Raw genomic sequence first — 26392 nt, forward strand, 5'->3', positions numbered from 1 at the left:
GAGGTGTTCCCATGACCGCACCCAGGATTCCGCCGACCTCGCCCGCCGCGCAGCGCGCCCCCAGCCCCGTGCTACCTTGTGGGCCGATGCCGCCGTCTCTCCGCGTGATCCGCCGCTCCGAGGTCGTCCCGGACCTCGAGCGCTGGGTGCTGACGGAGGAGACGGTGCCCGAGTCCAGCCCCCACGATCTGTTGAGCGAGCGCATCCGCGGCTTGTTGCTCGGCTGGGCGGCCCGTGCCGAGCGCATCGTCAAGATAGGCCGCAACCTGGCCGTCCGCTGGGACCGCCAGCACCCGCAGCTCGGGGTCGACCCGGACGTCTACGTCGTCGAGCCGCCGCCCCCGGAGGGGGACGCGGTGCGCAGCCTGAGGCTCTGGAAGAAGGGCCATGTCGCGCCGCGGCTCGCCGTGGAGATCGTCAGCGCGCAGCACCCGACGAAGGACTACGTCATCGCGCCGCAGAAGTATGCGGCCTGCGGCGTCGAGGAGCTGTGGATCCTCGACCCGTTCCACGAGGGCCCGCGCGCCCACGGCGGCCCGTTCCGCGTCCAGATCTGGCGCCGCGTGGACGACGCCATGTTCGTGCAGGTGCATGCCGGCGAGGGGCCCGCATGGTCGGAGCTCCTCCGGGGGTGGCTTCACGCCGCGCGGACGCCGGCCGGCGCGTCGTTCGACCTCAGCACCGACGAGGCCGGCGCGGAGCGCTGGTTGACCCCGGAAGAGGCAGAGCGCTCCGCCAAGGAAGCTGCCCGCCGGGAGGCGGCGCGCGCCCAGCGCAAGGCCGAAGCCGCGCAGCGCAAGGCCGAAGCCGCGCAGCGGGACGCCGAGGCCGCGCAGCGGGACGCCGAGGCCGCGCAGCGGGACGCCGAGGCCGAGCGCGCGGCCCGCGAGGCCGCCGAGCGGCGCATCCGGGAGCTCGAGGCGCTGCTCGCCCGCGCTCGGTAGCGCTGCGCCCTCGCCCTGTCTCCGTCCGGCCGTCACGAGCTGCGCCAGCACGACGCGTGCGACGACCGCCTCAGCCCCCGACCTGCGCTCTCAAGCTCAGCCCTCCGGCTTCCCCTCGGCCGAGAGGTCGATCTCCGAAAGCCTCCCCACGAGCGGATCCTCGCTCCCGATCTGCTGAAACGCGCCCGGATCGCTCTTTTCGAGCGCCGAGAGGAGCTGCGCCAGCCCGCGCTGCGATCCGTAGTAGTTCGACAGCTCGTGGTCCTCCTCGGTGATGCAGGCGCGCACCGCGCTGCGGGAGATCTGCGGGAGCCGCAGCGCCTTGAGCGCCATCGACCACAGGCCGTCGATGCGGTTCTGGTCCGCGGGGAACTCCAGAAGGCCAGCCATGGTGAGCAGCATCGCGCAGCGCTGTCCCCTCGGCGTGGACAGCGCCCCTCCGCCGGAGAGGTGGCCGAGATCGAAGGCGCGGCGCATGGCGTCGGCCGCGCAGAGCAGGCGCTTCAGCTCCTTGGCCGCGTGGCTCAGGTGGCTGTGGAACATGACCTCGACCGAGAGGCCGCCGAGCGCCTCCTTGCTCTGCTGAAAGCGGGTGACGGCCGGGAGCCGCCCGAGATCCTGCTGCGCGGCGCCGCCCGTGGGCACGTCGTGGGGCGGCTCGCGGTGGCTGAAGAAGCCCCCCGACTGGAAGGCATAGTAGAGCTCGCTCTGGCCCGCGAGCCCCGCCCAGATGTCCGAGTACTGCGCGACGCGATTGAGGCTGCCCGCCGCCCAGTTGAGGCCCGCCGCGCCGTCGCCGCCGATCTGCGACGCGCTCACCCCCGGGTCGCGCGGCGTCATCGAGGCCTCGATGTCCTCGGCGATGTCCGCGAGCTGGAAGTCGAGGAAGCCGTCGTAGTAGTCCGCGCGCCCGTCCCGGTTCACGTCGGAGTAGCGGGCGACGACGAGCGGGTGCGAGGGCCCGACGAACTGCGAGAACCCGGCGATCTGCGCCTGCGGGTGGGGCCACTGCGCCTTCCGGAGGCGCGCGTCGAGCTCGGCGTGCGACGCGCGCTTGCTCATCCCGCGCAGCGCGGCGACGAAGCAGTCGACCCCCTCGGACGAGGTGACCACCCCGTCCGATCCGGCCCTGAAATACGTCGAGTCCCACGAAGAGTAGATGTCCGCGTCCGGGAACATCTGGGAGACGGCAAAGCGCGTGGTGAGCCCCGCGCACTGCGAGTTCATCATCAGCTTGTACCCTTCCTGCTTCACCTGCACCGCGGCCGCGCGGAGGTCGAAGGCGCCGAGCTGGGCGTGCCGGTTGATGAGCACCCCGATGAAGAACGCCATCCCCATCTCGAGGTTCTCGTCGCGCGGGGTCGCGGCGCGGGCGAAGACGCGGATGGGCTCGCCGGCGGGCGTCTTGAAGGGGGCCTCGAAGGCGCGGTAAGGGCTCCAGCCGTTCGGCGACGGGGGCGCCTCGGGCGGGAGGGCGATCTCCTTGAAGCCGTGGGTCGACACGAGGATGTTGCACTCGCCCTCGTGGAACTCCGAGGCGCCGCACATCGCGAGGTTCCACGGTCCCGTGAGCTCGTCGTAGGGCGGCGCCTCGCGGAGCAGCCCGCGGACGAGCCCCCGGGCTCGGTCCTGCTGGGCCGCCGTGAGCCCCGGGGCGCGCAGCTGGAGCAGGTGGATCGCGTGCGCGCGCAGCGCCGGCCGCGCTGTCTCGTCGCCCGCCTCCCTCTCGACGAGCGCGAGGATCTCCTCGGCGGCGCGCTCCGCGACCGGCGCGAAGCCGCGGTCGTCCAGCGACGTCGCGATGAGGTGCGAGAGGACGGTCGTCGCCGCCGAGCGCAGGGTCGCAGCGGCGGTCGGATCGCGCCTCGCCTCCTCGCCGCCCACGGCCGCGATCTCGAGCGCCGCGCGCGCCTGATCCAGCAGCGCCGCGCCCCGGCGCGCCGAGAGCCGCTCCTTGCGCACCGGCTCCTCCGGGTGGAACGCGCTCGGCGGGAAGAGCTGCGTGAGGGTGCTCGTCCGGCGCGACGAGATCCACCGGGCCGCGGTGACGAGGGCATCGCGGGCGGCGGGCCCGTCGGGGCCGAGGGTCGGGCTCGCGCTGAACACGCCGGCGGGCAGGAGCCAGAGCGGCGCGGCGCCCTCGCGCCCCGCGTTCAGGTCGATCGGCGCCGCCTGCGACGCCACGCCCGGATCCGGCACGACCTCGACGTTGGAGACGGCGACGGCGCGCAGCCGCCGGCGCACGGGCGAGTGGCCGGGAAACACGATGAGCACCGCCCTGCCTTCGCCCTCCCGGAGCGCCGTAAGGCTGTCCCCGGGGACCGGCGCCGAGAGCGAGATGGCATAATCGCTGTCGCTCATCGCGACCGCGAGCAGGTGAATGCCTGGCGCGGACTTTCGCTCTTCGAAGGCGGAGGACGCGGCTGGCCCGACGGCATCCACGGTGCCAGGCAGGTCGACGAACCCTCGGGGCGAACGGATCCGGACGATGACATCGCTGGGCATGACGCTCTCCTGAGGTGCGGGAGCGTCGCCGCGTTCAAGATCCCGGCGCAACAGGAATCCGCCCCGGCAGAGCGCTGGCGTATCGCGTCACAACCGGATCAAGGCGAGCTCGACGCTGGCTCGTTCAGGCAGCTCCCTCAATGGCTCTCCGGCAGATCCGGAGTTGACCGGATCACTCCTTGTTCGATGGAGCGGGCGTCGCTGGCGCGATGACGGGGTGGCGTAGCGACTCTTGCGCTGACGAGGCGGAGCAGCGAAGCAGGGAGAAGCCTGCTCCGGCGGCGATGAGCACGCCGGCGGCGACGAGCTTGATCCCTGCGCGCTGCGCGCGGCGCGCTCCTGCCGACGAGGCGACCGCTCCCTCTTCGGCGAGCGCGGCGGTGGCGCCGGCCGTCTCCGGCGAGGAGAGCGCCGCGGCGTCGGGCGGCGCCTCCAGGGAGGCCGCTCCGGCGCCGCGCGCGCGCGGCCGGTTGCTCGAGGGCGGCGCTGGCAGGAGGCTGCCTGCGCGCAGCGTCGCGGTCGACGCTTCCCCGTCCAGATCGGCGGCGCTGGCCGGGAACGCGTCGCTGATGCGGCCGTCGGGCGCGAGCGAGCCGCTGACGCGGGCGCTGGGCACGAGCGGGTCGCTGGCGCGGGCGCTGGGCACGAGCGAGTCGCTCTCCGGGACCCTGGGCGCCGCCGGGGGGCCGAAGGGGCGGAGGGCGACGGCCGCGTAGCGCTCGAGGAGCGCGCCGACCTCGCGGAGATCGGCCGGGCGCTGCGCGCGGTCCGGGCTGAGCATGCGATCGATCATGGCCGCGACGTCGGCGGGCAGCGTCGGCGCGCTCTCCCCGATCGGCTGGATGGAGCCGGTCAGGATGCGCTTCATCACCTTGCCCATGTTCTCGGCCTCGGTGGGCCGCACCGAGGTGAGGCACTCGTAGAGGATGACGCCGAGCGACCAGATGTCGGCGCGGTGATCCACGTCGTGCTCGCCGAGGATCTGCTCGGGCGACATGTAGTACGGGGTCCCGAGCATCTCGCCGCTCCCGGTGCGTCCCCAGGACCAGCTGGTCTCGCCGGGCGCCGCGGTGACCTTGGCGATGCCGAAGTCGAGCACCCTGACGCGGGCGTCGTGCTGCGCGGCCTCCCGCGCGTCCGCGGAATCCATGGAGCCGCGCGCCGGCGCGCCGCTCGGGTGCTCCGCGGCTGCGCCGGGCGAGGCTCGTGGCGCGGCCGCGTCGGGCGTGAGCAGGAAGATGTTGTCGGGCTTGAGGTCGCGGTGGACGATGCCGAGCGCGTGCGCGGTGCCGACGGCCGAGATGACCGGCAGCAGGATGCGCGACAGCTCGGGGAGCGGGATCTGCGCCTCGCGCAGCAGCTTGTCGCGGAGCGACTCGCCCTCGAGCAGATCCATGACGAGGAACGGCGTCCCGTTGTCGAGCTCGAGCACGTCGTGGATGGATGGCACGTTCGGGTGATCGACCGCCGCCGCCGCGCGCGCTTCCCGGACGAGGCGCCGCCGAGTCGACGCGTCCTCCGCCGTGCCGGGGCGCAGCAGCTTCAGCGCCACACGTTCGCCGTCCGCGAGGTGGGTGGCGGCCCAGATGACCCCCATGCCTCCCTCGGCCAGCTGGCGATCGACCCGATAGCGACTTGCCACCAGGGCGCCCGGCATCAGCGGATTGCTCACGCGGAGATCAGGATACCACGCGCCGTCCTCCCGACCTTCTCCGCGCGCCTCAGATACCCAAACACCGCTCCGGTCGGACAATTACGTGTTCGACGCAGCACCGCGCACCCCGGCGCGCCATACGACATAGGTGCTCGTGTGTACGTCCCTGTAGCCGCAGAAGCGCAGTGATCTTTTCAACACGGATGTTCGGCTTCCCACCGCGACCCCGGGAGCCACATAACATCACCGGCCCCCTGTACGTCCCTGTTACCGCAGAAGCACCGATATCTTCTCGACATCGAACTTCACCGGTCATGAAACACACCATGCCAAGCCGCGTCACCACAGCTCGTTCATCATCGTGGCGCGCCCCCACCGAGCTCATCCCTGGTGAAGCCCCCTCGCGACCGAGCTCATCCGTCATGGAACGCGCCCCGCCGAGCCCATCCGCCCCGGATCGCGCCCCGCCGAGCGGCGCGCGCCCGCACAGGAGACGGGCCCAGATCGGCGTTTTCGGCGCGCAGGCGTACTCCCGTACGCCGAGCACCGAAAACGTCGAGATGGGCCCGTATCCGCAGCGGGCGCGTGCCGCTCAGACGGCGGGCCAGATGGATCCGGCGCGTCGGCGCTCGGCGTAGGCCTCGGCCGAGAGCGCGTAGCGCAGGAGCTCGTTCGACACGGGGTGCTGAAGGAGCAGGCGGGGCTCCTCGGTCGAGCGGGCCATGTCGCGATCGTACCGGCGGAGGTAGTCGATCGCGGCGAGCGCGTCGCCGCAGAGCAGGTAGCCGATGCGGTGCTCGCTCCGGCGCAGGCCGAGGACGAAGGCGCGCGCGTCGTACGACACGGCGACGGTCGACGCGAGCTCCTCGAGCATCTTGCGCTGGCGGCGCCCGATCGCCCGCTGCACCCCGGGGAGCATCTGCTGCGTGGCGTGCTCGCGCGGGGGCGAGATGGCGCCCGACCCGAAGCCGGGATCGATCGTGCGGATCGACGCCAGCAGCAGGCCGTCGGTCGCCTCGGCCGGGATCTCGTCGAGGAACGTGAAGCCGACCGCGATGCGCGCGAAGAGGCGGGCGAGCGCGAACGTCTGCTCGAGCTCCGGGAGCTCCATGAACGACGTCGGCGCGACGAGGGCAGGGGGATCACCCGGGAAGACGCGGGCGGCTCCTTGCCACGAGGGGACGAGGTAGAGCTCGAACGCCTCGATGCCGAGCGCGCGGCCCACCCGCTCGGCGAGCTGCCGCGTCGGGTGGTTGTCGCGCGGGCCGATCCGCTCGCGCGAGCTGATGCCGAAGTTGCTCAGCTCGAAGCGGATCGCCTTCGCCGCGATCGGCGCGATCGCGAGCGCCACGTCGATCCACGGGCTCCGGGCCTCCGGGAGGAGCAGCCGGCCCATCTCGGGGCCCGCGAAGGCCCCGGCGTACGGCGCCTCCGACGGGACGCGCCGGCCCCTGAGCCGGGACATGCGGTCCAGCGACACCTCGCCGAGGCAGGCGCGGACCTCCTCCACGGTGATCCGCTCCTCCGCGCGCCCGTCCTTGGCGAGCGCGGCCTCGAGCGCGGCGAGCGCCGGGCCGAGATCCGGGAGCCGCGTGAAGACCTCCGGATCGGGCGTCAGGACGTCCCGCAGCACCTGGACCGCCTCCGCGTTGCGCCCCGCCGCCTCGAGCCCGCGGCCGAGCGCGGTGCGCGACTCGGGCGGCGCGCCCGGGAGCGCGACGGCCTGCTGGAGGCGCGCGAGCCCGTCGCGAGGCCGCACGAGCAGGGTCGACTCGAGCAGGCCGAGCGTGGTCAGCCAGCGCGGATCGGCCGGGATGCGGCGGGACTCGGCGACCTCGAGCAGCTGCGCGAGCGCCTTGGCGTAGGCCGCGGCGCCCTCGCTCGTGTCGACGCGGTACAGGCGGGCGAGCGCCACCCACCCGCGCGTGTCGCCGCCGGGCGCGCTCACGATCGCGTCGCACAGCGTGCGGACCATGCCGGCCGTGTCGCCGGCGTCGCGGTAGGCGTCCGCGAGGCGCAGGGCGGCCTCGACGCGGGAGCCCGGGTCGGGCGACAGCTCGACCAGGCGCCCCAGCGCGCGCAGCGCGAGCGCGTGGTCGCCGCGCGTGACGCCGAGCTTGTGCAGCCGCTCGAGCGCGGGACGGTTCTGCGCGTCGAGCGACAGGACCGCCTGGAGCGCGTCCTGGGCGAGCGCCGGGTTCGCGAGCGCCCCCTCGTACAGGTCGGCGATCAGGAACTGCGCCGCGATCTTCGTCTCGGCGTCCGTCGCCGCGGCCACGGCGCGCTTCAGGGCGTCGCGGGCCTCGAGCCAGACGCGCTGCGCGGTGAGCAGCCGCGCGAGCAGGAGCAGCGCGGCCGCGTCGTTCGGGAGCGTCTCGATGACCCGCCGGACGGCCGAGATGCCCACGCCGGCGTCGATCGCGCCCGGGCGCCCGTGGTGCTGCAGCACCGACCGGGCGATCTCCGTGCCGAGCAGCGAGATCGCCTCGCGGCTCGTGGCCTTGCCGAGCGCCTCGCCGAGCCGGTCGGTGAGCCGCTGGGGATCGCCCGCGAGCTCCTTGGCGAGCGCGCGCGCCGCGGCCACGCAGCTCGGATCCGCGCGGAGCGCGCTCTCGTACAGATCGAGCGCGCGCGCGCGGCCCTCGGGGGACGCGTCCTCGGCGGTGAGCTCCGCCGCGCGCACGAGGTGCATCGCGCGCGCGGGCGCTCCGAGGACGAGGTCGGCGAGCGCCAGCTGGGCCGCGATGACGCTCGCGCGGTCACCGAGGCGCTGCGCGAGCCGATCGAGGCCGCGCGCCGCGATGACGCTCTCCGGCCACAGCCCGAGGGCGTTGCGGAAGCCGGCGAGCGCCGCGCGGGCGGCGGCGGGGTCCGCGTCGGCCTGCGCCTCCGCGAGGAGCGCCTCCTCGACGCTGTAGAGGGCGCGCGCGATGGGATCGGGCGTCAGCTCCCGGCTGTCGCGGATGGCGCTGGCGAAGAGGGCCTGCGCCCGCGGCGCGATCGGATCCGCGGGGCTCGCCTTCGCGGCGATGCGGAGGATCGCCATGTGGGCGGCCGCGTCGTCGGGCGCCTCCTTCACGATGCGCGCGAGCGCCTCGAGCGCGGCGTTCGGCCCGAGCTGCTCCTCGAGCGACACGATCTCCCAGAGGGCGCCGCCGCGCGCGGTGGCGGAGGTGAACACGTCGGCCTCCGCGCGCAGGACGGTCGCGAGCGACGTCGGCGCCTCGAGGTGCCGGTAGAGCTGCTCCAGCATGCGGAGCGCCGGGACGTGGTTCGGCACCACCCCGACGAGCCCCTCCAGGATCTCGACGGCCTGGCGCGGGCTGCTGTCCGCGAGGACCAGCGCAAGGGAGATCCGGAGCGCGTGATCGACGAGCGCCGGCGGCTTGCGCTCGAGCCAGCGCGCGTACAGCCCCGCGAGCTCGCTCGCGATCATGGAGGCGGACATCCCCGGCAGGCTGGACGCGCGGGCGCCGGTCGCGGGCCGCTGCGCGACGGGCGCGCCGAGGCCGACGCCGACGCCTGCGCCGCCGGCGCGGACGTAGATGCGCTCCATCGCGTCGAGGATCGCCGGATCGTGCTGGCCCGAGGCGAGCGCCGCGTCGGCGCGGGCGAGGAGGCGGAGGGCGTCCTGATCGCGCCCCAGGGCGAGCTCCTGCACCTCGGCCGCCTGGAAGAGCAGCCGCGCGTGGTCGTCGGGCCGCTGCGCCTCGTCGGCGAGCGAGCTGAGGACCTCGACGAGCTTCTCGTAGTTGCCGGTCTCGCGGAGGAGCCGCGCGATCTCGATCCGGGGCAGCGGGTGAGCGGGCCGCTTCCGCGCCGCCTCGCGGTACGACTCCACGGCGCTGTGCGGCCGCTTGAGGCGCCGCTCGTCGAGCCCCGCGACCTCGAGCCAGAGGCTGAACGCCGCGTCTCCCGCGGGGTCGCGCTGGATGAGCTTGAGCAGCGCGCGCCGCGCCTCCTCGTACCGGCCGGCGCGCTCGTCGAGGCGGATGCGCGCGCGCAGCGCGTCCGGGTCGGCCGGATCGATCGCGAGCGCGCGATCGACCAGCGACGAGGCCCGGTCGCGATCGCCGAGCCGGAGCTCGGTGACCTCGGCGGCCCGCAGGAGGAGCCTGCGCTGCTCGCGCGGGCTGCTCGTGAGCTCGGCCTCGGCGCAGAGCGCGCGCGCGAGCCGCTGCGCGTCGCCCGCGCGCGCGGCGTTGCGCTGGAGCGCGAGGATCGCGGCGCGCCGCTCCGGGTCGATCGCGAGGATCTTCTCGATCTCCTCCACGGCGCGGGCGGGCTGGGCGAGCTCGTCCTCCCAGATGGAGACGAGCTTCTCGAGGAGCCCGATCTTGCGCGTCGGGTCCTCCGTCGCGCTCGCGGCCTGCGTGTACAGATCGAGCCGCGCCTGCACGCCGCGCGGATCTTCCTCGACGGCCAGGGCGTCCGGCGTGAGCAGGGCGGAGAGCGCGTCGAAGACCGAGCTGTTGCCCGGCTCGATCGCCCACGCGGCGCGCAGGATGGCGAGCGCCTCGTCGCGCCGCTTCAGGTGGCGCTCGGAGATGTCCGCGGCGCGGAGGAGCGCCGCGACCCGGACGGGCGCGGGCCGATCGGCGTTGGCGACGGCGGTCCACACCTCCACGCGCTCGGCGTGGTGGCCGAGGCGCTGGAGGGCGCGGTCGAGCCGCTCCCGCGTCGAGCTGTCCTCGGGATCGAGCTCGAGCGCGCGCGTCGCGTGGAGCGCCGCCTGCTCTGCGTCCCCGAGGGTGTCGTAGATCTCCGCGAGGCGGACGTGCTCGTGGATGATCGCCTCTTTGTCGGTGAGGAGCGCGAGCTCCTTCTGGCGCACGTTGGCGGCGACCTCGAGCATGCCGTTCGCCTCGAGCAGGCGGATCAGCTCGCCGACCACGCGCCGCGCGGTCGGCGAGCCGGCCGGGGCCCGCGTCGACGCGCGCCGGAGGAGGGGCACCGCGTCCGCCGGGGAGCGGATCTTGTCGATGAGCAGCCGCGCCGCCGTGTAGAGCAGCCGCGCCGCGCGGTCGTCGTCGCTCTCGTGATCGGCCTCCAGGGAGAGCGCGCTGACGAGGCCGACGATGCCGTCGTGGTGCACGAGGTGGCGGCGGAGCGCCTCCCGCACGGGCCCAGGCCCTGGATCGAACGCGATCGCGCCCTCGAGGGACGCGAGGGCGAGCTCCGGCTTGTAGAGCTTCCGATCGAGCACGGCGGCGCGCTCGACGTGGACCCAGGCGGTGAGCTGGCCGTCGCCGTCCTGCTGCCCGCGCCCTGGGGCGTAGGCGGCGGAGAGCCGGTCGAGGTGCGCGGCGAGGTCCTTGGCCGCCTGCTCGGCGCCGCGGGCGCTCTCGCGCCGGAGGGCGATCTCGAGCCCGCGCAGCGACGCGGCGTGGAGCGGGACGAGCCGCAGCGCCTCGGTGAAGGCCTCGCAGCTCTCGGGCGTCCGCCCGAGCGCCTGGAGCAGGCGCGCCCGCTCGGCGAGGAGGTCGGCCCGGAGCGCGTCGGTCTCGGCGACGCGGAGCTTGTCCTCCACGACCTCGAGCGCGAGGGCGAGCTCGGTGCGCGCGTCGAGCACGCGGTGGACCCGCGAGAGCGCCGGCTCGAGCGTGCGGGACAGCTGTCGAGCGCGCTCGTACGAGCGGCGCGCGGCGGCGGGGTTCTTGAGCACCCGCTCCTCGTGGATGCCGAGCTCGACGAGGGCGCGCGCCGCGCCGACCGGATCGCTGCCCTTGAGCCGCTCGGCGCGCTGCTGGAGCTCGGTGGCGAGGTCCGGCGCGGCGAGCTGCGGGCTCTGCGCGGGCGCTTCGGGCGCGTTCGGCTGGGAGCGGGGCGCCGGAGGTGGCTGGGCGGGCGCGTGCGCGGCGCTCGGCGCGGGCGCATGCGCGGCGTTCGGCGCGTGCAGGACGGTCGCCGCATGCGCGGCGTTCGGCGCGTGCAGGACGGTCGCCGCATGCGCGGCGTTCGGCGCGTGCAGCACGGTCGCCGCATGCGCGGCGCTCTGCGCGGGCGTGGCGCCCGGCGCATGCGCGGCGTTCGGCGTGACGCCCGGCAGCGGCGTGCGCGTGGCGCTCGGGGTGGGCGCGCCGCCCGTCAGCGGCGCGCGTGGGGCGCCCGGCGTGGGCGCGCCGCCCGGCAGCGGCGTGCGCGTGGCGCTCGGCGCGTGCGCGCCGCCTGGCAACGGCGTGCGCGTCGCGCTTGGCGTGGGCGCCGGCGCGGCGCTCTGTACGGGCGCCGGCGTGGCGCTCTGTACGGGCGCCGGCGCGGCGCTCTGTACGGGCGCGGCGCTCTGTGCGAGCGCCGGCTCGATCGACTCGACCGAGATGGGCGCCGGCGACGAGCTCGGCTCGACCGAGATGGGCAGCGGCGTCGCGGTCGGCTCGACCGAAATGGGCAGCGGCGTCGCGGTCGGCTCGACCGAGATGGGCATCGGCGTCGTGCTTGCGTCGAAGGCGGCGATCGCCTGGGCCGCGCCGCCCGGCTGGGAGCCAGTCGCCGGCTTGCCCGCGCTCGCGGCGGAGCCTGGAGCGGGCTGCGTTGCGGCGCGGTTCGGGCTCGGCGGGCGCTGGCCTGGGCCGCGCGCCGGAGGGCGGGCCGGTCCGGGGCCAGGGGGCGCTGCCGTCGTCTTGGACGCGCCTCCCGGAGGCATCGGCGGCGGTGGCCTCGACGGCGGCGCAAGCGACGGCGGCGCCGGCGGCGGCCCGCTCGCGACGCTGCCGTCTTTGCGGCGGATCAGCGGAGGTGGCCTGCTCGGTACCGGCGGCGGTACGCTCGGGGCCGGCGTCTTGTTCGGCCCTGGCGGCGGCGCGCTCGGCGGCAGCGGCGGGCTCGAGGCCAGCGGCGGGCTCGGCAGCGGCGGGGGGATCGAGGTCAGCGGCGGGCTCGGCAGCGGCGGCGGGTTCGGCGGCGGCAGCGGGCTCGCGGTCGCCGGCAGCGGTTCGCCGTCCGTCGGTGCGCTCGCGGCTGCCGGCAGCGGCTCGTCGCCTGTCGGCGCGCTCGCAGTCGCCGGCAGCGGTTCGCCGCCTGTCGGCGCGCTCGCGCTCGACGTGCTCGTGCCGACGAGCAGCGTCTTCGCGCCGGGCTGAGGTTGCGCGCTCGCGCGCGTCATTTGAGCGTTGTCGACCTTGGCTTCCCAGCCACCTTCGTCCGGCGATCCGGACAGGCTCGGCAAACCAGGCCGGCGCGACGCTTCGTGTTGCGGATCGTCCCCGTGGGCCACCGCCGCGGATGCTACACATCCACGCGCCTTCAATCTACAGTCGATGCGCCTGCTCGCTGGCGTCGCGCGCTTACTGATACAGGGGCGACCTACTTGTTGAACGGTGCTGTCGATGCGCAGCGCAGCAAGGCGAGCTTCATCGCTTTTCCGGCCGGGTGCGCCACGAGCAGCGCCTCTGCGGAGGCGGCGATCGGCTCGCCGCGCCCGAGGGCCGGCTCGGCTTGCAGCCCGCCTTCGAGCTCGCCTCTCGCGGTGAGCGCCGCCAGCTGCGTCGGGCCGGACGCGTTCGCGATCGCGAGCCATGCCGCTGCGCCCGCGGGCTTCGCCGGGTCCTGCCCGCCCGGGCCTCGCGCGCCGGGGAGGAGCGCCGGCACCCCGGCGCCCAGGCCCAGCGCGGCCTCGGGCGGGGCGTCCTGCTCGCGATCGCCGCCGACGAGCACGCGCGGCTCGCTGGCGCCGCCGAGCCGCACCAGCACGGCGCTGATGCGCCCTCCGATCGAGCCGCTCGGGGTGTCGTCGTCCCGCAAGGCGAGGATGAGCCCGTCGTCGTCGCCGAGCGTCAGATCGTACGCGAGCACGTGTCCGTTCTTGGGGGTGACCGCGCGGGGCGTCGCGGTGAGCGCGCCCGCCTCGTCGAGGGGGACCACCTCGATCCACTGGTGGGTGATCGTCTCGCCTGCCGCGGCGGTGTCCTCGTCGCCGTCGTCCTTCTTCGCCGCGGCCTTTCGCGCCGGCTCCTCGGCGCGCGCGATGTACGCGAGCCAGTAGCCGCCCGGCCGGCCGAGCACGCGCGGCATCTCGGCGTCGGTGTTCGGCTGGGAGACCGGGCGGGCCGACGTCACGGAGCGCAGCGTGCCCACGTCGGCGGAGGCGAGCATGATCCGCGAGCGCTTGCCGTCGCGGGTCACGTCGTCCCAGACGATGACCGCGCGCTCGCCGGACGCGGCGATGTCGAGCGCGAGCGACTCGTCCCGCCCCTCGGCGAGCTCGGCCCCCCACGTCACGTGGTCCCCTTCGACCCTGGCGACCTTGATCGCGCGCCCGCCCGCGTTCGGCTCGAGCATCGCGGCGAGGATCGCGCCCCCCGCGCCTGTGACGACCGGAGGATCCATGTCCCCGCGCGATCGCGCGAGGCGGACGAGCTTCCCCTGGGCGCCGTCGGCCGAGAGCGTGGCCACCATCGCGACGGTCCCGCCCTCGGCTTCTCGCTGGGCGCCTACGGCGAACCCGCCGGAGAACGCCGTCCCGCGGCCGACCTCGACGGCGAACGGCGCGATGTCTTCAACGCTGTCCGCGCTGTCCGCGTCGCCGCCCCCCGCGCCTTGCTCGGCCCCGCGCGCGGGCGGCGCGTCGCCGATCACGAACGGCGGCGCGCTCGCGGGCGTGCAGCGCGGCGGCTGCGGCGCCGCCGCGGCGTCGGCGGCGTCGCTCGGCGCGGACGCCGCGGGGTTCGCGCTGGGCGGCGCGGGCGCGTCGCTCGCGCCGCTTCCCGGCGTGGAGCAGGCGCGCCACACCACGAGGCCACCCACGACGAGGGCGACGGCCAGCGCGCCCTTCCAGGCGACGCCCTCGGGCTCGTCCGCTGGCGGCGGCTGTCGATCTGCGCCCGTGCTCCCCTGGGTGGTGTTCCGCTGGGTGGCGCGCTGGTCGGGATCCATGGGGCGTGGGTGTTAGCGCTGATCGCTCCGCGAGGGCAGGGGGAGCGTATTGCGGCGCCAGATCCGTGTCGCAGTTTGGCCGCCTCTCGGTAGCGCGACGCCGGTTCGCACGCGCCGAGTCGTGCGGAGTTCCATCGATGCTCGATATCAACCATCGAGGGACCATTTCGGCACGCAGGACCCTGCGATATCACCTCCGCCAGGAGGACGAGCGATCACCGAAATAGCCATCTTGCCCCCGATCACGGCGTGCGTTTGAACCAGGTCGATCCTGTCCACGACGGGCCTTTCGACACGGCCCCTCCATGGATAGTCAACGACGTGAACAACCCTGGGGAGCACACACGCGCAGGCGAGCTCATCTTCATCGCCCGCTGGGCCCACGATCGCGGCGCGCGCCGCGCTCCGGGCATCCGGGTGAGCCGAGAACTTCCCCTCCGCCGCCGGCGAGGCTAACGAGCGGCTGTCAGCTTCGTCCGTCCGGTGCCTGGCGCCGTGGCCCTGCTCTCTGTCGTCGTGATGCCCAGCCGTCCTCTCTTCGCCACCTTCCTCCTCGGGCTCGTCGCGCTCTGCTGCGCGGCCTGCGTCGGCTCCTCGCCCACGCCGCTCGCCCCTGCGCTCCGCGGCTCGATCGGCGTCCCGCACCACGGCGTCATCACCGACGCCGTCGAGCTCCCGAGGCAGGGCCCGGGCTACCGGCTGCTCCGCAGCAACGGCATCCGGTGGGGGACGGCGAGGCTGGTCGCCGCGGTCCAGCGCGCCGCGGCGGAGGTGGCGCTGGCGCGGCCGGGCGGCGAGCCGCTCGTCGTCGGCGACCTCTCCGCGCGCTACGGCGGCGCGACGCGGGGCCACCGGTCCCACCGCACCGGGCGCGACGCCGACCTCTTGCTCTACGCGCTGACCCCGGACGGCCGCCCTGTGCGCTCGCCGGGCTTCGTCGCCTTCGGGCCGGACGGGCTCGGGCGGATCAGCGACGGCGCCGAGGAGCCCGGGTCGCCGCGCGCGGGCGCGCCTCAGTACGTCCGCTTCGACGTCGAGCGGCAGTGGCTGCTCGTGAAGTCCCTCATCCGCTCGCCCGAGGCGCACGTCCAGTGGCTCTTCCTGGCCCGCTGGCTCGAGGCGCTGCTCATCGAGTACGCGCGCGCGCTCGGCGAGGACCCGGAGCTCATCTGGTACGCCGAGAGCATGCTGCTCCAGCCGGGCGACAGCACCGCGCACGCCGATCACATCCACCTCCGCGTCGCTTGTACGCCGGACGAAACCCTCTCCGGCTGCCTCGGCGGCGGCCCGCAGTGGCCGTGGCTACCGGCCGTTCCGCAGCTCGTCGCGCCGTCGGACGGCGACCTCGCCGCTGCGTTGCTCGACGACCTCCTGCCTGGAAGCGCCGCCGCGGGCTCTCGCGTCGCGGCTCCCGACAGCGCGCTGTGAGCCACCTCCTGGCGCACGGCGACGCGGCCGACGTCTGCGCGGCGCTCCCCGCGGACGTGCGGTTCGATCTCGTCTACCTCGATCCTCCCTTCGGCGTCGGGACGACGATGACCGCGCGGGCGGCGCGCGGCCAGGCGCGCGGGCGGCGCAGGCCGGAGAGCGGGCCCGACGCGTACGACGATCGCGCGAGCGCCGACGCGCTCGTCGCGACGCTCGCGCCGCGCCTCGAGGCCATCCGCGATCGCATGACCGAGGGCGCGACGCTGTACCTGCACCTCGATCACCGCGCGGTCCACGACGCGAAGGTCGCGTGTGATCGCCTGTTCGGCCGCGGCGCCTTCCTCGGCGAGATCATCTGGGCGCCCGGCAACGGCGGCCGGGGCGCGCGCGGCTTCTCCGTCACGCACCAGACGATCCTCCTTTACGCGCGCGCCGCGAGCGAGCGCGGCCAGGTCGTCTACAACGCCGCGGATCCGACGCTCCGCGAGCCGTACGCCGAGACCAGCCTCGCGATGCATTTCAAGCACCGCGACGAGGACGGCCGCCTGTACCGCGAGCGGATCCTCGGCGGCAAGGCGTACCGGTACTACGCCGACGAGGGCCGCCGGCTCGGGAGCGTGTGGAGCGACATTCCCGGGATGGTCGCCAACACCCCGCTGCGCCGCGAGGCCACGGGCTACCCCACGCAGAAGCCGGAGCGGCTGCTGGAGCGCATCGTCCGCGCGTCCTCCGCGCCCGGCGCGACCGTCGCCGACCTCATGTGCGGCAGCGGCACCACGCTCGTCGCGGCCGCGCGCCTCGGCCGCCGCTTCGTCGGCGGCGACCGGAGCCCGCTCGCCTTCGCGACGGCGCGGGAGCGGCTCGACCGCGAGGGGATCGTGTACACGGCGTACGAGTCCGTTCCAGCCGCGGAGAGCGAGCCGGAGCGTCCCTGACTGGCTCTGGCGAGCTCCCTCTCCTCGGGCTGGGCAGCTCGGACGCCCGTCTCCTCCTCTCACCCCGGCTCAGACGAGCTCGTCGATCGGCCCCGCGCCCTCGCGGACGATCTGCACCTCGCCCTGGCTCAGGTCGATCACGGTCGTCGGCACCGACCCGCCGGTCCCGGCGTCGAGGACGAGCGCGAGCCCCGGAAACCGGTCGTCGATCTCCCCCGGATCGATGATCGGATCCTCCCCGGGAGGCGCCGCCGTCGTGCTGATGAGCGGCCGACCGAGCGCGCGGACCAGCGCGAGCGCGACCGGGTGGTTCGGCACGCGGATGCCGACCGTCTTCTGCTTGAGATGCACGTACTTCGGCACCTCGCGCGTCGCGGGGAGGATGAAGGTGTACGGCCCGGGCAGGTAGCGCTTCAGGATGCGGTACGCCTGGTTCTCGACGATCGCATAGCGCGCGATGTCGCTCAGATCCGGGCAGATGAACGCCAGGTTCTTGTTCTGGCGCATCCCCTTGATCTGATACACCCGCTCGATAGCCGCCTTGTTCATCAGGTCGCACCCGAACCCGTAGACGGTATCGGTCGGGTAGCCGATGACCTCCCCTTTCTGAATGAGATCGATCGCTCGCGCGATCTTGCGGGGTTCCGGGTGATCGGGGTTGATGGGCTGGAGCACGGGAACGCAACCATGGGGCCGCCCGGTCGGCTCCGCCAGTGCTGGCTGCCTGGATGTGCGACCAGCGCCGGGCAGCCGGGTGCGGGCGCTACGGGTGAAGAGAGGCGGGGCGAAGCCCATAGACGCGAGCCGGTCGCACGCGCGAGCGTCCCCGAGGCGGAGCTCGAAGATCCATGGCGCGCAGCGCGGCTCGCTACTCCTTGAGCGCCTCGCTGCCGCCGATGATCTCCATGAGCTCCTTGGTGATCGCCGCCTGACGCGCCTTGTTGTACTCGAGCGTCAGCTTGTCGATCACTTCCTTGGCGTTCTTGTTCGCGGCGTCCATCGCCGTGAGCTTCGCGCCGAGCTCGCTCGCCATCGATTCGTAGAGCGCGCGCAGGATCGAGATGTCCACGTACATCGGCACGAGCCGCTCCAGGAGCGCGCCCTTGTCCGGCTCGTAGAGGAACTCCGACGCCGCGGAGGGCGCGCCGTGGCCGCCCTCGTCCCCCTGCTCCTGCTCCTTCGCCGGACCGCCGGCGGGCGGCAGGAGCCGCTCGACGACGACCGTCTGCGTGATGGCGCTCTTGAACTCGTTGTAGACGAGGTAGATCGCGTCGATCTCGCCCTTGTTGAACGGGGCGAGGAGCTTCGCGCCGACGGCCTGGGCCGTCTCGAGGTTGAGCTTGTCCCAGACCCCGGCCAGGTACTCGAGGATCGGCGCGCCGCGGCGGTTGAAGTAGTCCCGACCCTTGCGACCGATGATCGCGAGCTGGACCTCCTGGCCCGCCTCCGTCCGGCTCTTCCACTCGCGCTCGGCGCGCTTGTTGATGTTGGTGTTGAAGGCGCCACAGAGCCCGCGGTCGCTCGTGAGCACCACGAGCAGCACGCGCCGCTCCGGGCGGGTCACGAGCAGCGGGTGCAGCGCCTTCTCGCCACCGGCGAGCGCGCCCGCCTCGCCCTCCGCCCCGATCCCCTCCGCCGCGAGCGCCTCGGCCGCGGGAGCCGCGTCGCGCGTGATCGCCGAGAGCACCTCCTGCACCTTCACGGCGTAGGGCCGCAGCTCGGTGATGCGCAGCTGCGCCTTGTTGAGCTTGGCGCCCGCGACCATCTTCATGGCGCGGGTGATCTTCTGCGTCGACTTGACGCTGGAGATCCGCTTGCGAATGGACTTGAGGCTGGGCACGGCTGCCTACTTTTCCTTTGCCTTCGAGGCGCTCTTCCCGCTCTTCGACTTGGCCTTCGGCGCCGGCGCCTCCTCCTCGTCGTCGCCCGCGCCGTCCTCGTCGGCCGCGGTCGAGGCGCCGCTCGCTTCCACCGCGAACCGCTTCTTGAAGGTGTCGATCGCCTTGGTCATCCGGGACTTGAGGTCGTCGTCGAGGACCTTCTTCTCGCGGATGTCCGTGAAGATCTGCGGGTGCTTCGCCTCGATGAACTTGTACAGCTCTTCCTCGAAGCGCGAGAGCGAGCTCACCGGCAGGCTGTCGAGCAGGCCCTGCGTGCCGGCGTAGATGATGAGGATCTGCTTCTCGACCGCCAGCGGCACGTATTGGCCCTGCTTCAGGATCTCGGTGAGGCGCGCGCCGCGCTCGAGCTGCGCGCGGGTCTTCGCGTCCAGATCCGAGGCGAACTGGGAGAACGCCGCCATGGCGCGGTACTGCGCGAGGTCGAGGCGGAGCGTGCCGGCGATCGACTTCATCGCCTTGATCTGCGCGTTGCCGCCGACCCGGCTGACCGAGATGCCGACGTTGATGGCCGGGCGGACGCCGGAGTAGAAGAGGTCGGCCTCGAGGAAGATCTGCCCGTCCGTGATGCTGATGACGTTCGTCGGGATGTACGCCGACACGTCACCCGCCTGCGTCTCGATGACCGGCAGCGCCGTGAGCGAGCCGCCCGACTTCGGATCGCGGACGATCTCGTAGTCGCTCGCCTTCGCCTTGTCCGAGAGCTGCTGCTCGAGCTTCTTGATCTCGTCCTTCTTCTCGTCCTTGCGCGCCTGCTCGAGCTTCTCGAAGAGGGCCCCGTCGATCGTCTTCCAGAGCGAGTCCTTCGCCGAGTGCATCCCGTGCGCCCCGACGTGCGCCTTGCCGTCGACGCCGCGGTACGAGGCGTCGCCGCCCTCGATCTTCGTCCCCTTCGACACGACGTAGAAGATGTCGGCCATCTTCGCGGCGCGCTCGAGGAGCCGGGAGTGGAGGTAGAAGACGTCGCCCGGGTACGCCTCGCGGCCCGGCGGGCGGCGGAGCAGGAGCGAGAGCTGGCGGTACGCGACAGCCTGCTTCGACAGATCGTCGTAGATGCACAGCGCGTGGCGCCCGCTGTCACGGAAGTACTCGCCGATCGTCACGCCGGTGTACGGCGCGATGAACTGGAGCGGCGCGGTCTCGCTCGCCGTCGCGGCGACGATGATCGTGTACTCCAGCGCGCCGTGCGCATCGAGCTTGTCCACGACCTGGCGCACCGTCGACAGCTTCTGGCCGATCGCGACGTAGACGCAGATGACGCCCTTGCCCTTCTGGTTGATGATCGCGTCGACGGCGACGGCGGTCTTGCCCGTCTGCCGGTCGCCGATGATGAGCTCGCGCTGGCCGCGGCCGACCGGGATCATCGCGTCGATCGCCTTGATGCCGGTCTGCATCGGCTCGGTGACCGGCTGGCGCTGGATGATGCCGGGCGCCTTCACCTCGACGCGGCGGCGCTCCTTCGTCTCGAGCGGCCCCTTGCCGTCGATCGGCATGCCGAGCGCGTTCACGACGCGCCCGAGGGTCGCCTCGCCGACGGGCACCTCCATGATGCGCCCGGTCCGCTTGACGGCGTCGCCCTCCTTGATGGCGCTCGTGTCGCCGAAGATGGCGGCGCCCACGTTGTCCTGCTCGAGGTTCAGCACGAGCCCCATCAGGCTGCCGCCCTCCGAGCCGCTGAACTCGACGAGCTCGCCGGCCATCGCGCGGCTCAGGCCGTGCACGCGGGCGATGCCGTCGCCCACCGTGAGCACGGTGCCCGTCTCGGTGACCTGAGCGGCCTTGTCGATATTCTGGATTTGCTTCTTGATGATCTGGGAGATCTCTTCGGCGCGGAGCTGCATGCGGAGTCCTCTGTCGGGAGACGCTTGGGCTGCGGAGTCAACGTCGTCAAGGTCGAGGGGGCGCTGAGCGCCGGGCCACGACCCATCATGAAACAGGGGGGCTTGCTCGCGTCCCCTCAGGTCCTGAGCAGGTTGTCACGGAAGCTCGACAGCCGGGTCCGGAGGCTGCCGTCGATCACCTGATCGTCGATCTGGGTCACCACGCCCGCGATGAGCGAGGGATCCTGCCTGTGGGTGACCGAGATCTTCCTGCCGGTCGCCTTCTCGAGCTCGGCCCGGAGCCGGTCGAGGTAGCCGTCGCTCAGCGGGCCCGCGCTCGTCACCACGGCCCGGGCGACGTTCTGGTCCTGATCGACGAGGAGCGCGAGCTGCCGCGCGATCTCGGGCAGCGCCACGAGGCGCCGGCGCCGCGCCAGCAGGAGGAGGGTGTTCTTCGTCACGTCCGAGAAGGCGGCGCGGCCGCCGATCTCGCGGAGCAGCTCCTCGCGCGAGGCCTCCGGGATGAGCGGGTTGTCGAGGACGAGGCGGAGCTCCTCGCTCGCCGAGTACATCGCGCTGGCGTCCCCGATCTCCCTGGCGAGGGCCGCGAGGGTCCCGGTCTCCTTGCCGATCTCGAAGATCGCGCGCCCGTAGCGTCGGGCGACGGACTCGTAGCTCATGTCGCTGCTCCGGTGGTCTGGGCTCCGCGGCGCGCGCCGGCGGAGACGGCCGCGGGGATGGCCTTCAGGTACTCTTCGTTGACCCGGTCGAGGTCCTGCTGGCCGATGCGCTGCCGGAGCAGCTCCTCGGCCGCGCCGACGGCGTTCTGCACCGCCTCCTGGAGGAGCATGGCGCGCGCCGCCTTGAGTTCCTGCTCGGCGCGGAACTCGGCGTCGCGCCGCATCCGGACGCGCCGCTGCTCCGCCTCGGCGAGCACGTGGGCCTTCTCGACCTCCGCCTGCGCCGCGTGCTCGGCCTTGAGCTCGGCGAGCGTCTCCTCGAGCCGCGTGAGCTTGTCCTCGTACTCCTCGAGCCGCTGCTCGGCCTCCTGCTTGAGGCGCGACGCGTTGTCGAGCTCCTGCGTGATCGTCTGCTTGCGCTTCTTGAGCGCCTCCGCGATGGGCTTCCTCCCGAAGCGGACGACGATGAGCGCGAGCAGCCCGAAGTTGAGGACCGACGCGAGGAACGGCGGCGACTCGTTCTTCGGATCGCAGGGGTTCTGCTCGTTGTGGTAGCGCCAGAGCAGGGCGTTGATCCCGCCCTTCGCGGCCGCCTCGTTGTTCACGCCGATGAGGCCGTGCCACCAGTTGACGTGCGGCGGCGGATCCGTCGGGCCGTGCCCGGGGCAGTGCCCCTCCCCGTGGGAGGCGTGCTCGGGCTGCGCGGGCGGCGGCGTGGGGCGCGCGCGGCCGGGCTGCATGCCCGGCGGTCGGAGTCCATGGCCCGGCGGGAGCTGGCGGCCGCCCGGCCCGAGCGGCCGGCCGGGCTGCGCGTCGCGCGGGCGCTGCGGCATCTGCGGCATCTGCGGCGAGCCCGGCTGCGCCTGGGCAGGCGAGGGGATGGGCGGGTGCCCGGGGGGCAGCGCCGGGTCGGAGCCCGGCGGCTGCGTCTGAGCCAGCGCCGTGCCGGCGGCGAGCGCCGCGGCCAGGCCGAGCGCGAGCGAGGAGCGGCGGAGCGGCTTCTTCACTGGCGCACCTCGCGGCCGAGCATGCTGGCGGCGATCTCCGCGGCGAGCGCGGGCTGGGCGGCGGAGAGCTCACCGCGCATGCGGGCGACCTCGGCCGCGATCTTCGCCTTGCTGTCCTCGAGGATGCGCGCCGTCTCGGCCCGGGCCTCGGCCATGATCTGCGCCTCGATCTTCGCCGTCTCGGCGCGGAGCCGCTCTCGCTCGATCCCCGCCTCGCGCCGGACCTTCTCGATCTCGGCCTCGTAGCGGGTGAGCAGCTCGCCGGCGCGCTCGTCCATCTCGCGCGCTTCCCGCTTGGCGCCGTCGGTGCGCCGCTCGCGCTCCTCGAAGACGCGGAGCAGCGGATCGAACAGGAGCGGCTTGAGCACGACGACGAACGTCGAGAACAGGACGACCTGCGCCAGGAACGTCAGATCGAAGTCGACGGCGATGGCGCTGGCGCCGGACGCGAGGAGAGGGTGCATTGCGTTCGGGTTCACGGGTGCTTGTTCGGCGACGAGGGCGGCGCAGCGCGAGCCGCTCGCTGCCCCACGCCCCCCGGGGGGGCGATTTCGCGAGCCGGCACTAGCACGTGTCAGTCAAAGCTGGAAGGGTTCTCGCAGAGCGGACGAGCCCCTCGTTACATCACGTCTCCTGACGACGCGCCCGCGCTACAGGCTCGCGAGCGAGCGCGTCATTTCGCCGAGGCCCGCCTCGAGATCGCCCTCGCTGGCGCGCGGCGCCGGCGCGCGCGCGCCGTCCTCGTCGCGGATGGCCTCGGCGGCGCGCGGATTGCGGAACCAGTCCTCGTCGAAGCGCTCGATCAGGCCGCGCCGATCGCGCGCGGCCAGGAGCGCCCCGGCGAGCCGGACCGCCGCGCCGGGATCGAGCGCCGGGACGACCCCGGCGAGCGCTCCCGGGATCGGCGCGCCGAGCGCGCGCGCGGTGGTCTCCTCGAAGCGGTCGCCCCGATCGCGCGAGGCCCGGAGCAGCACGTGCCCGCCTCCGTCCTTTCCAGCGCCGAACACGAGCGCCACGGTCGCGGCGTCGAGGCGCAGCGAGAGGAGGAGGCTGCGCGCGGTGGCGCGCGCCTGATCGAGCGCCCGGCCCCGGCCGAGCCCGAGCGCGCGGGCGCAGAAGACGGGATCGGCGACGAGGCCGCCGAACAGCGCGGCGCGGCGCGCCTGCCGGAGATCGAACGGCGCGCGGGAGAGCGCGAACGGCCCGCGGGCTCCACCACCACGCGCGAGCGCCGCGCCGAAGCGGGCGAGCGCGCGCGCGAACGACGCCGCGCCGAGCGGCCGCGGCAGCGGTCCGAGATCAATCGCGACGCCCTCGGTCAGCTTCGTCGCGCGGAACAGCTCCTCGATCCACCGCGGGCCGAGCCGCGCTGGCCACCCCGACGCCGCGTCGCGGCCGACGGCGCGCCCGAGCGCGGCGTGCCAGGTCGGCTCGAGCTCGATCACCGACTCGGTCCGGCGCAGCAGCGCCTCCGCGGCGCCGATCGCCGCGCCGGGAGGGTCGCAGGGGATCTCGATCGCGCGGAGGCCCTCCTCGGTGAGCCGCCGCGCCGCCTCGTGCCTCCGCTCGACGAGGACGCGGGCGGCGTCGGCGACCGCGCCGGAGCCTCGGGCCAGGGCCTCGGCGAAGAGCTGCCGTCCGGCGCTCGTCGGGTCGGCGAGGAGCCTGAGCCGCGCCTCGTGGGGCGACATCCGCGCCGGCTCGGGCAGATCGATCGTGAGCAGCGGCGCGTGCCAGGCCGCGGCGAGCCGGACGCGGTCGGCCCAGACGACGCGCTCCAGCGTGAGCACGTAGACCCAGTCGGCGAGGGGGGCCGCGAGGCCGGTCGGGTCCGGCGCGGCGGGCGACGTCGGGCTCGCGAGCCCGAGCTCCGCGCCGAGGCCCGGGGTCTTGCCGGTGAGCTCGAGGTAGGTCGACCGCGAGCTGACGCGCCGGAAGGGATCGAGCGGGTTCTCGAGCCTTGCCCTCGCCTCGGCGGCGCTCGGGCCGTCCTCGTCTGCGGCGGGAGGGGCCGGACCGCGCCGGGCGAGGTCGCCGTGCGCCGCGCGCCACGCGCGCTCCGCGCGGGCGACGTCCCGATCGAGGCGGATCAGATCGATTTCCATGCCACCTATCCGTGCACCGCGGGTGCCGTCCCGAGCCGCCCGGCGATCTCGCCCTCGGCGCGCGCGAGCTCGGCCAGCCGGCCTCGGGTGGCGCTCTCGTCGCCGGCGACCTCGACGGCGAGGTCGACGAGGGTCCGGTAGTGCCGGGCCTCTGACGCGAAGAGCTCCTCATAGAGCGGCGCGAGCTCGTGCTCGCGCGCCGCGAGCCCGTCGGCGAGCAGCCTGAAGCGCTCGCAGGAGCGGGCCTCGATGATCGCGCCGACGAGCAGCCGATCGATGAGCGCGGCCTTCGCGTTGCGCGCGCAGCTGCTCGAGGCCGCCTTGCGCAGCTCGCTCGCGTAGACGTCGGTCTCCGGCTTGCCGAGCGCGAGGCCGCGCTGCTCGATCACGTCGAGCAGCGCGCGGAAGTGCCGGAGCTCCTCCTCGGCGAGGTCGACGAGCGCCCGCGCGAGGCGCGGGAGCGACGGCCAGCGCGCGGCGAGGGACAGGGCGTTCGACGCCGCCTTCATCTCGCAGTGCGCGTGATCGGTCAGGAGCGCCGGCAGATCGGCGAGCGCCACGTCAGCCCAGCGCGGGTCGGTCGGTAGGGTCAGGCACAGCACGCAGGGCCGACCTAGAGCAGGCGCGCCGCGGCGAGAAGGGGGAGCCGGCCTTCGAGGTCGCTCTAGAAGCTGTCGGACGAGCCGCGGGTCAGCCCGCTGGACTCGAGGTGGTACGCGAGCCCGACCACGAACGTGGTGGGTCCTCCGCCGGCGAGCGCCCGTCGCACGGTGCCCTCGACCGCGAACTGGGTCCCCACATAGGCGAGGCCGAGCGACAGCGCGTGCTGGTCGGCGCCCTGGTCGAAGCGGTAGCCGGCGCGGAGCGGAAAGTGATCGGCGACGAGGTACTCGCCGCCGGCCATCAAGCGGAAGGTGGTGTCGCGGTAAGAGTTGAGGTCGGCGAGGCCGTCGACCTCGATCGAGAAGTCCGCGGTGCCGAGCCCGACGCCGCCGCCGACCGTGGTGGGGAGCAGCCCGTGGTCCGGGTAGGTGAGGTTCTGTCCGACGACGGCGATGTACAGGCTGTCGGTCGCCTTGACGGTGAGCGCGGCGTCGAACGTGAACGTGTCGACGAAGGAGTGCCGGCCGACGAGCTTCCCGTTCTCCCACTCGCGCAGCCCGCCCGAGACGGAGCTGTCGCCGAGGCCGCCCTCGATCAGGGTCCCGTCCTGCGTGATCTTGGCGTAGCGGCCGGTGAGCCCGACGAAGACGCGCTCGGTGAGGGGGTAGGCGAGGCCTGCCCGCGCGTCGAGGTAGGAGCGCTTGATGCCGCCGTCGTCCATGTCGACGAAGCCGCCCACGAAGGAGAGCGCCCCGGCGAGCTTGCCGGTGACCGAGTCGACGACGACGCCGCCGTAAGCGTGCCGGCCGGCCTCGGGGCTCCCCTGGAAGAGCGCCTGGAGGTGGTAGACGCGGGTCTCCACCATGGCGGACGGATTGAGGAAGACGGCCGACGTCCCGTTCCCGAGGGCGCGCAGCGCGCCCCCGAAGGCCGCGGCGCGGGGCGTCTCATTCTCGCCGTAGGCGTACGCGAGCTGGGGCGGCAGCTCGTCGGCCGCCGCCGGCCCTGCGGCCGACGCCATCAGGAGCGCGCCTGCCGCCGAGAGGACCCCGGCCCGCCAGGCGGCCGCCGCCCGGCGCGACGCCCCCTCCGGCCGCTGCGCCAGGAGTGCCCCCCTTGTCAACCGGATCCCTGACGACATCGCCTCGCCATACCGCACACCTGGACCCCGGGGGCAAATTCTCGACTCCTGAAAACCGGCGAGCCCCGGTCGCTCTGTGCTGGACGAACTCCGTCTTCCTCAAAAAGCTGGAAAACCCGCCACGTCGAGCCTCTTGACGACGAGATGAGCGGGTTTTGCTCTGCAATCGTGAGCGCGTTGTAAAAATCACCGCCCCGCGTCGGGAGTTTTGGCGCCTCGTGTCCGGCAGCCAGAGCTCGGTCGACGCGAAGTCGGCTTCGCAGTGTGTCATGGACTGAATTTCTAACAATACTATCGGATACTTGAGCCAAGTTTCGCAGTTGGGGATAGACGCCCGGACTCACCCGGTGCTACCTCCGATTCGTCCTCGGGGCGGTTCCGTGCCGCACCGGGTCCTCCAAAGGGTGGCCTCGAAAGGGGCGCTGCGGGTTACCGAGCTCTGTGAGGCGGTATGGGGGACGGCTGTGCCGATCTGTCTTTCAATGCGATGGACCTCGACGCGACGGCTGTACCCCCACCTCAATCGGCGTGCTCGGCTGCAGCCGGGCCGGGCCCAGGTACAGGAGGGCTGTACTGTTCACCCGCAGTTGGCGGGAGCATGCGGACGATTCCCCGAGGACGAAGCGGCCGTGGGCGGACTGTTGAAAAGTCGACACGCCCTTCGATTACATTCAGAATAACATAGAGATCTCCAGGAGTTAGAGGCGAGTCCTCGCTGTGAGACCTGTGGATAAGTTGGGGGCGACGGTTCTTTCGGTCGCCCCCGAAACCTATTTTCGTGGAGCGGACTTCAGAGCAGCG

General features: G+C 73.5%; 17 protein-coding genes. 4 read left to right on the plus strand and 13 right to left on the minus strand.

Features of this window, described 5'->3' with window-relative positions; all coding sequences use genetic code 11:
• Positions 1-11: 11 nt before the first annotated feature.
• Complete coding sequence (locus tag WME95_RS50820) at positions 12-944, plus strand: Uma2 family endonuclease (RefSeq protein ID WP_437906359.1); 933 nt, start codon at positions 12-14, stop codon at positions 942-944.
• 96 nt (positions 945-1040) lie between these two features.
• Here WME95_RS50820 and WME95_RS50825 read toward each other — a convergent pair whose 3' ends face one another.
• The 3 genes from WME95_RS50825 to WME95_RS50835 form a co-directional block, all read right to left on the minus strand.
• Positions 1041-3449 carry a hypothetical protein gene (locus WME95_RS50825; RefSeq protein WP_437906360.1) on the minus strand — a complete coding sequence of 803 codons (2409 nt, stop codon included), beginning with the start codon at positions 3447-3449 and terminating at the stop codon, positions 1041-1043.
• Between the two features lie 172 nt (positions 3450-3621).
• On the minus strand, positions 3622-5121 hold the full coding sequence (locus WME95_RS50830; RefSeq protein ID WP_437906361.1) for a protein kinase domain-containing protein: 1500 nt from the start codon (positions 5119-5121) through the stop codon (positions 3622-3624).
• 574 nt (positions 5122-5695) lie between these two features.
• Positions 5696-11077 (minus strand): cellulose synthase, encoded by a 5382-nt coding sequence (locus WME95_RS50835; protein WP_437906362.1) that lies wholly within the window; start codon positions 11075-11077, stop codon positions 5696-5698.
• 31 nt (positions 11078-11108) lie between these two features.
• On the opposite strand from WME95_RS50835, the gene WME95_RS50840 reads away from it, so the two are divergent.
• Positions 11109-12182, plus strand: a complete 1074-nt coding sequence (locus tag WME95_RS50840) for a hypothetical protein (RefSeq protein ID WP_437906363.1) — start codon at positions 11109-11111, stop codon at positions 12180-12182.
• Between the two features lie 223 nt (positions 12183-12405).
• Here the strand turns inward: WME95_RS50840 and WME95_RS50845 are convergent, their stop codons facing one another.
• Positions 12406-13974 carry a hypothetical protein gene (locus tag WME95_RS50845; protein WP_437906364.1) on the minus strand — a complete coding sequence of 523 codons (1569 nt, stop codon included), beginning with the start codon at positions 13972-13974 and terminating at the stop codon, positions 12406-12408.
• 495 nt (positions 13975-14469) lie between these two features.
• On the opposite strand from WME95_RS50845, the gene WME95_RS50850 reads away from it, so the two are divergent.
• Both WME95_RS50850 and WME95_RS50855 read left to right on the plus strand, forming a co-directional pair.
• Positions 14470-15402 carry a penicillin-insensitive murein endopeptidase gene (locus tag WME95_RS50850; RefSeq protein ID WP_437906365.1) on the plus strand — a complete coding sequence of 311 codons (933 nt, stop codon included), beginning with the start codon at positions 14470-14472 and terminating at the stop codon, positions 15400-15402.
• Entirely contained in the window at positions 15399-16337 is a 939-nt protein-coding gene (locus WME95_RS50855) for a DNA-methyltransferase (RefSeq protein WP_437548378.1), read from the plus strand. Before WME95_RS50850 ends, WME95_RS50855 begins: the two co-directional genes overlap by 4 nt.
• A 69-nt stretch (positions 16338-16406) precedes the next feature.
• On the opposite strand, the gene WME95_RS50860 is transcribed toward WME95_RS50855, so the two are convergent.
• The 9 genes from WME95_RS50860 to WME95_RS50900 form a co-directional block, all read right to left on the minus strand.
• A complete protein-coding gene (locus tag WME95_RS50860) occupies positions 16407-17012 on the minus strand; it encodes an L-threonylcarbamoyladenylate synthase (RefSeq protein WP_437548379.1) in 606 nt (201 codons plus the stop codon).
• Between the two features lie 193 nt (positions 17013-17205).
• On the minus strand, positions 17206-18177 hold the full coding sequence (gene atpG, locus WME95_RS50865; RefSeq protein WP_437906366.1) for an ATP synthase F1 subunit gamma: 972 nt from the start codon (positions 18175-18177) through the stop codon (positions 17206-17208).
• Positions 18178-18183: 6 nt separating this feature from the next.
• A complete protein-coding gene (atpA, locus tag WME95_RS50870) occupies positions 18184-20076 on the minus strand; it encodes a F0F1 ATP synthase subunit alpha (RefSeq protein WP_437906367.1) in 1893 nt (630 codons plus the stop codon).
• Positions 20077-20192: 116 nt separating this feature from the next.
• Positions 20193-20735, minus strand: coding sequence for an ATP synthase F1 subunit delta (gene atpH, locus WME95_RS50875; protein WP_437548385.1), 543 nt, complete (start codon positions 20733-20735; stop codon positions 20193-20195).
• Positions 20732-21742, minus strand: coding sequence for a F0F1 ATP synthase subunit B family protein (locus WME95_RS50880; RefSeq protein ID WP_437906368.1), 1011 nt, complete (start codon positions 21740-21742; stop codon positions 20732-20734). The genes atpH and WME95_RS50880 overlap by 4 nt, the downstream gene beginning before the upstream one ends.
• Positions 21739-22221 carry an ATP synthase F0 subunit B gene (locus WME95_RS50885; RefSeq protein ID WP_231864629.1) on the minus strand — a complete coding sequence of 161 codons (483 nt, stop codon included), beginning with the start codon at positions 22219-22221 and terminating at the stop codon, positions 21739-21741. Before WME95_RS50885 ends, WME95_RS50880 begins: the two co-directional genes overlap by 4 nt.
• A 171-nt stretch (positions 22222-22392) precedes the next feature.
• Positions 22393-23847, minus strand: a complete 1455-nt coding sequence (locus WME95_RS50890; RefSeq protein WP_437906369.1) for a hypothetical protein — start codon at positions 23845-23847, stop codon at positions 22393-22395.
• Between the two features lie 5 nt (positions 23848-23852).
• Entirely contained in the window at positions 23853-24449 is a 597-nt protein-coding gene (gene miaE, locus WME95_RS50895; RefSeq protein WP_437906370.1) for a tRNA isopentenyl-2-thiomethyl-A-37 hydroxylase MiaE, read from the minus strand.
• A 62-nt stretch (positions 24450-24511) separates the two neighbouring features.
• A complete protein-coding gene (locus tag WME95_RS50900) occupies positions 24512-25573 on the minus strand; it encodes a hypothetical protein (RefSeq protein ID WP_437906371.1) in 1062 nt (353 codons plus the stop codon).
• Positions 25574-26392 lie beyond the last annotated feature (819 nt).

The sequence above is a fragment of the Sorangium sp. So ce327 genome (assembly GCF_051530205.1).
Taxonomy (GTDB): domain Bacteria; phylum Myxococcota_A; class Polyangia; order Polyangiales; family Polyangiaceae; genus Sorangium; species Sorangium cellulosum_B.

Coding starts and splice junctions, on each gene's coding strand:
- atpA (WP_437906367.1), bottom strand. CDS start 20,076: ATGCAGCTCCGCGCCGAAGAGATCTCCCAGATCATCAAGAAGCAAATC.
- WME95_RS50890 (WP_437906369.1), bottom strand. CDS start 23,847: ATGGAAATCGATCTGATCCGCCTCGATCGGGACGTCGCCCGCGCGGAG.
- WME95_RS50845 (WP_437906364.1), bottom strand. CDS start 13,974: ATGGATCCCGACCAGCGCGCCACCCAGCGGAACACCACCCAGGGGAGC.
- WME95_RS50825 (WP_437906360.1), bottom strand. CDS start 3,449: ATGCCCAGCGATGTCATCGTCCGGATCCGTTCGCCCCGAGGGTTCGTC.
- atpH (WP_437548385.1), bottom strand. CDS start 20,735: ATGAGCTACGAGTCCGTCGCCCGACGCTACGGGCGCGCGATCTTCGAG.
- WME95_RS50820 (WP_437906359.1), top strand. CDS start 12: ATGACCGCACCCAGGATTCCGCCGACCTCGCCCGCCGCGCAGCGCGCC.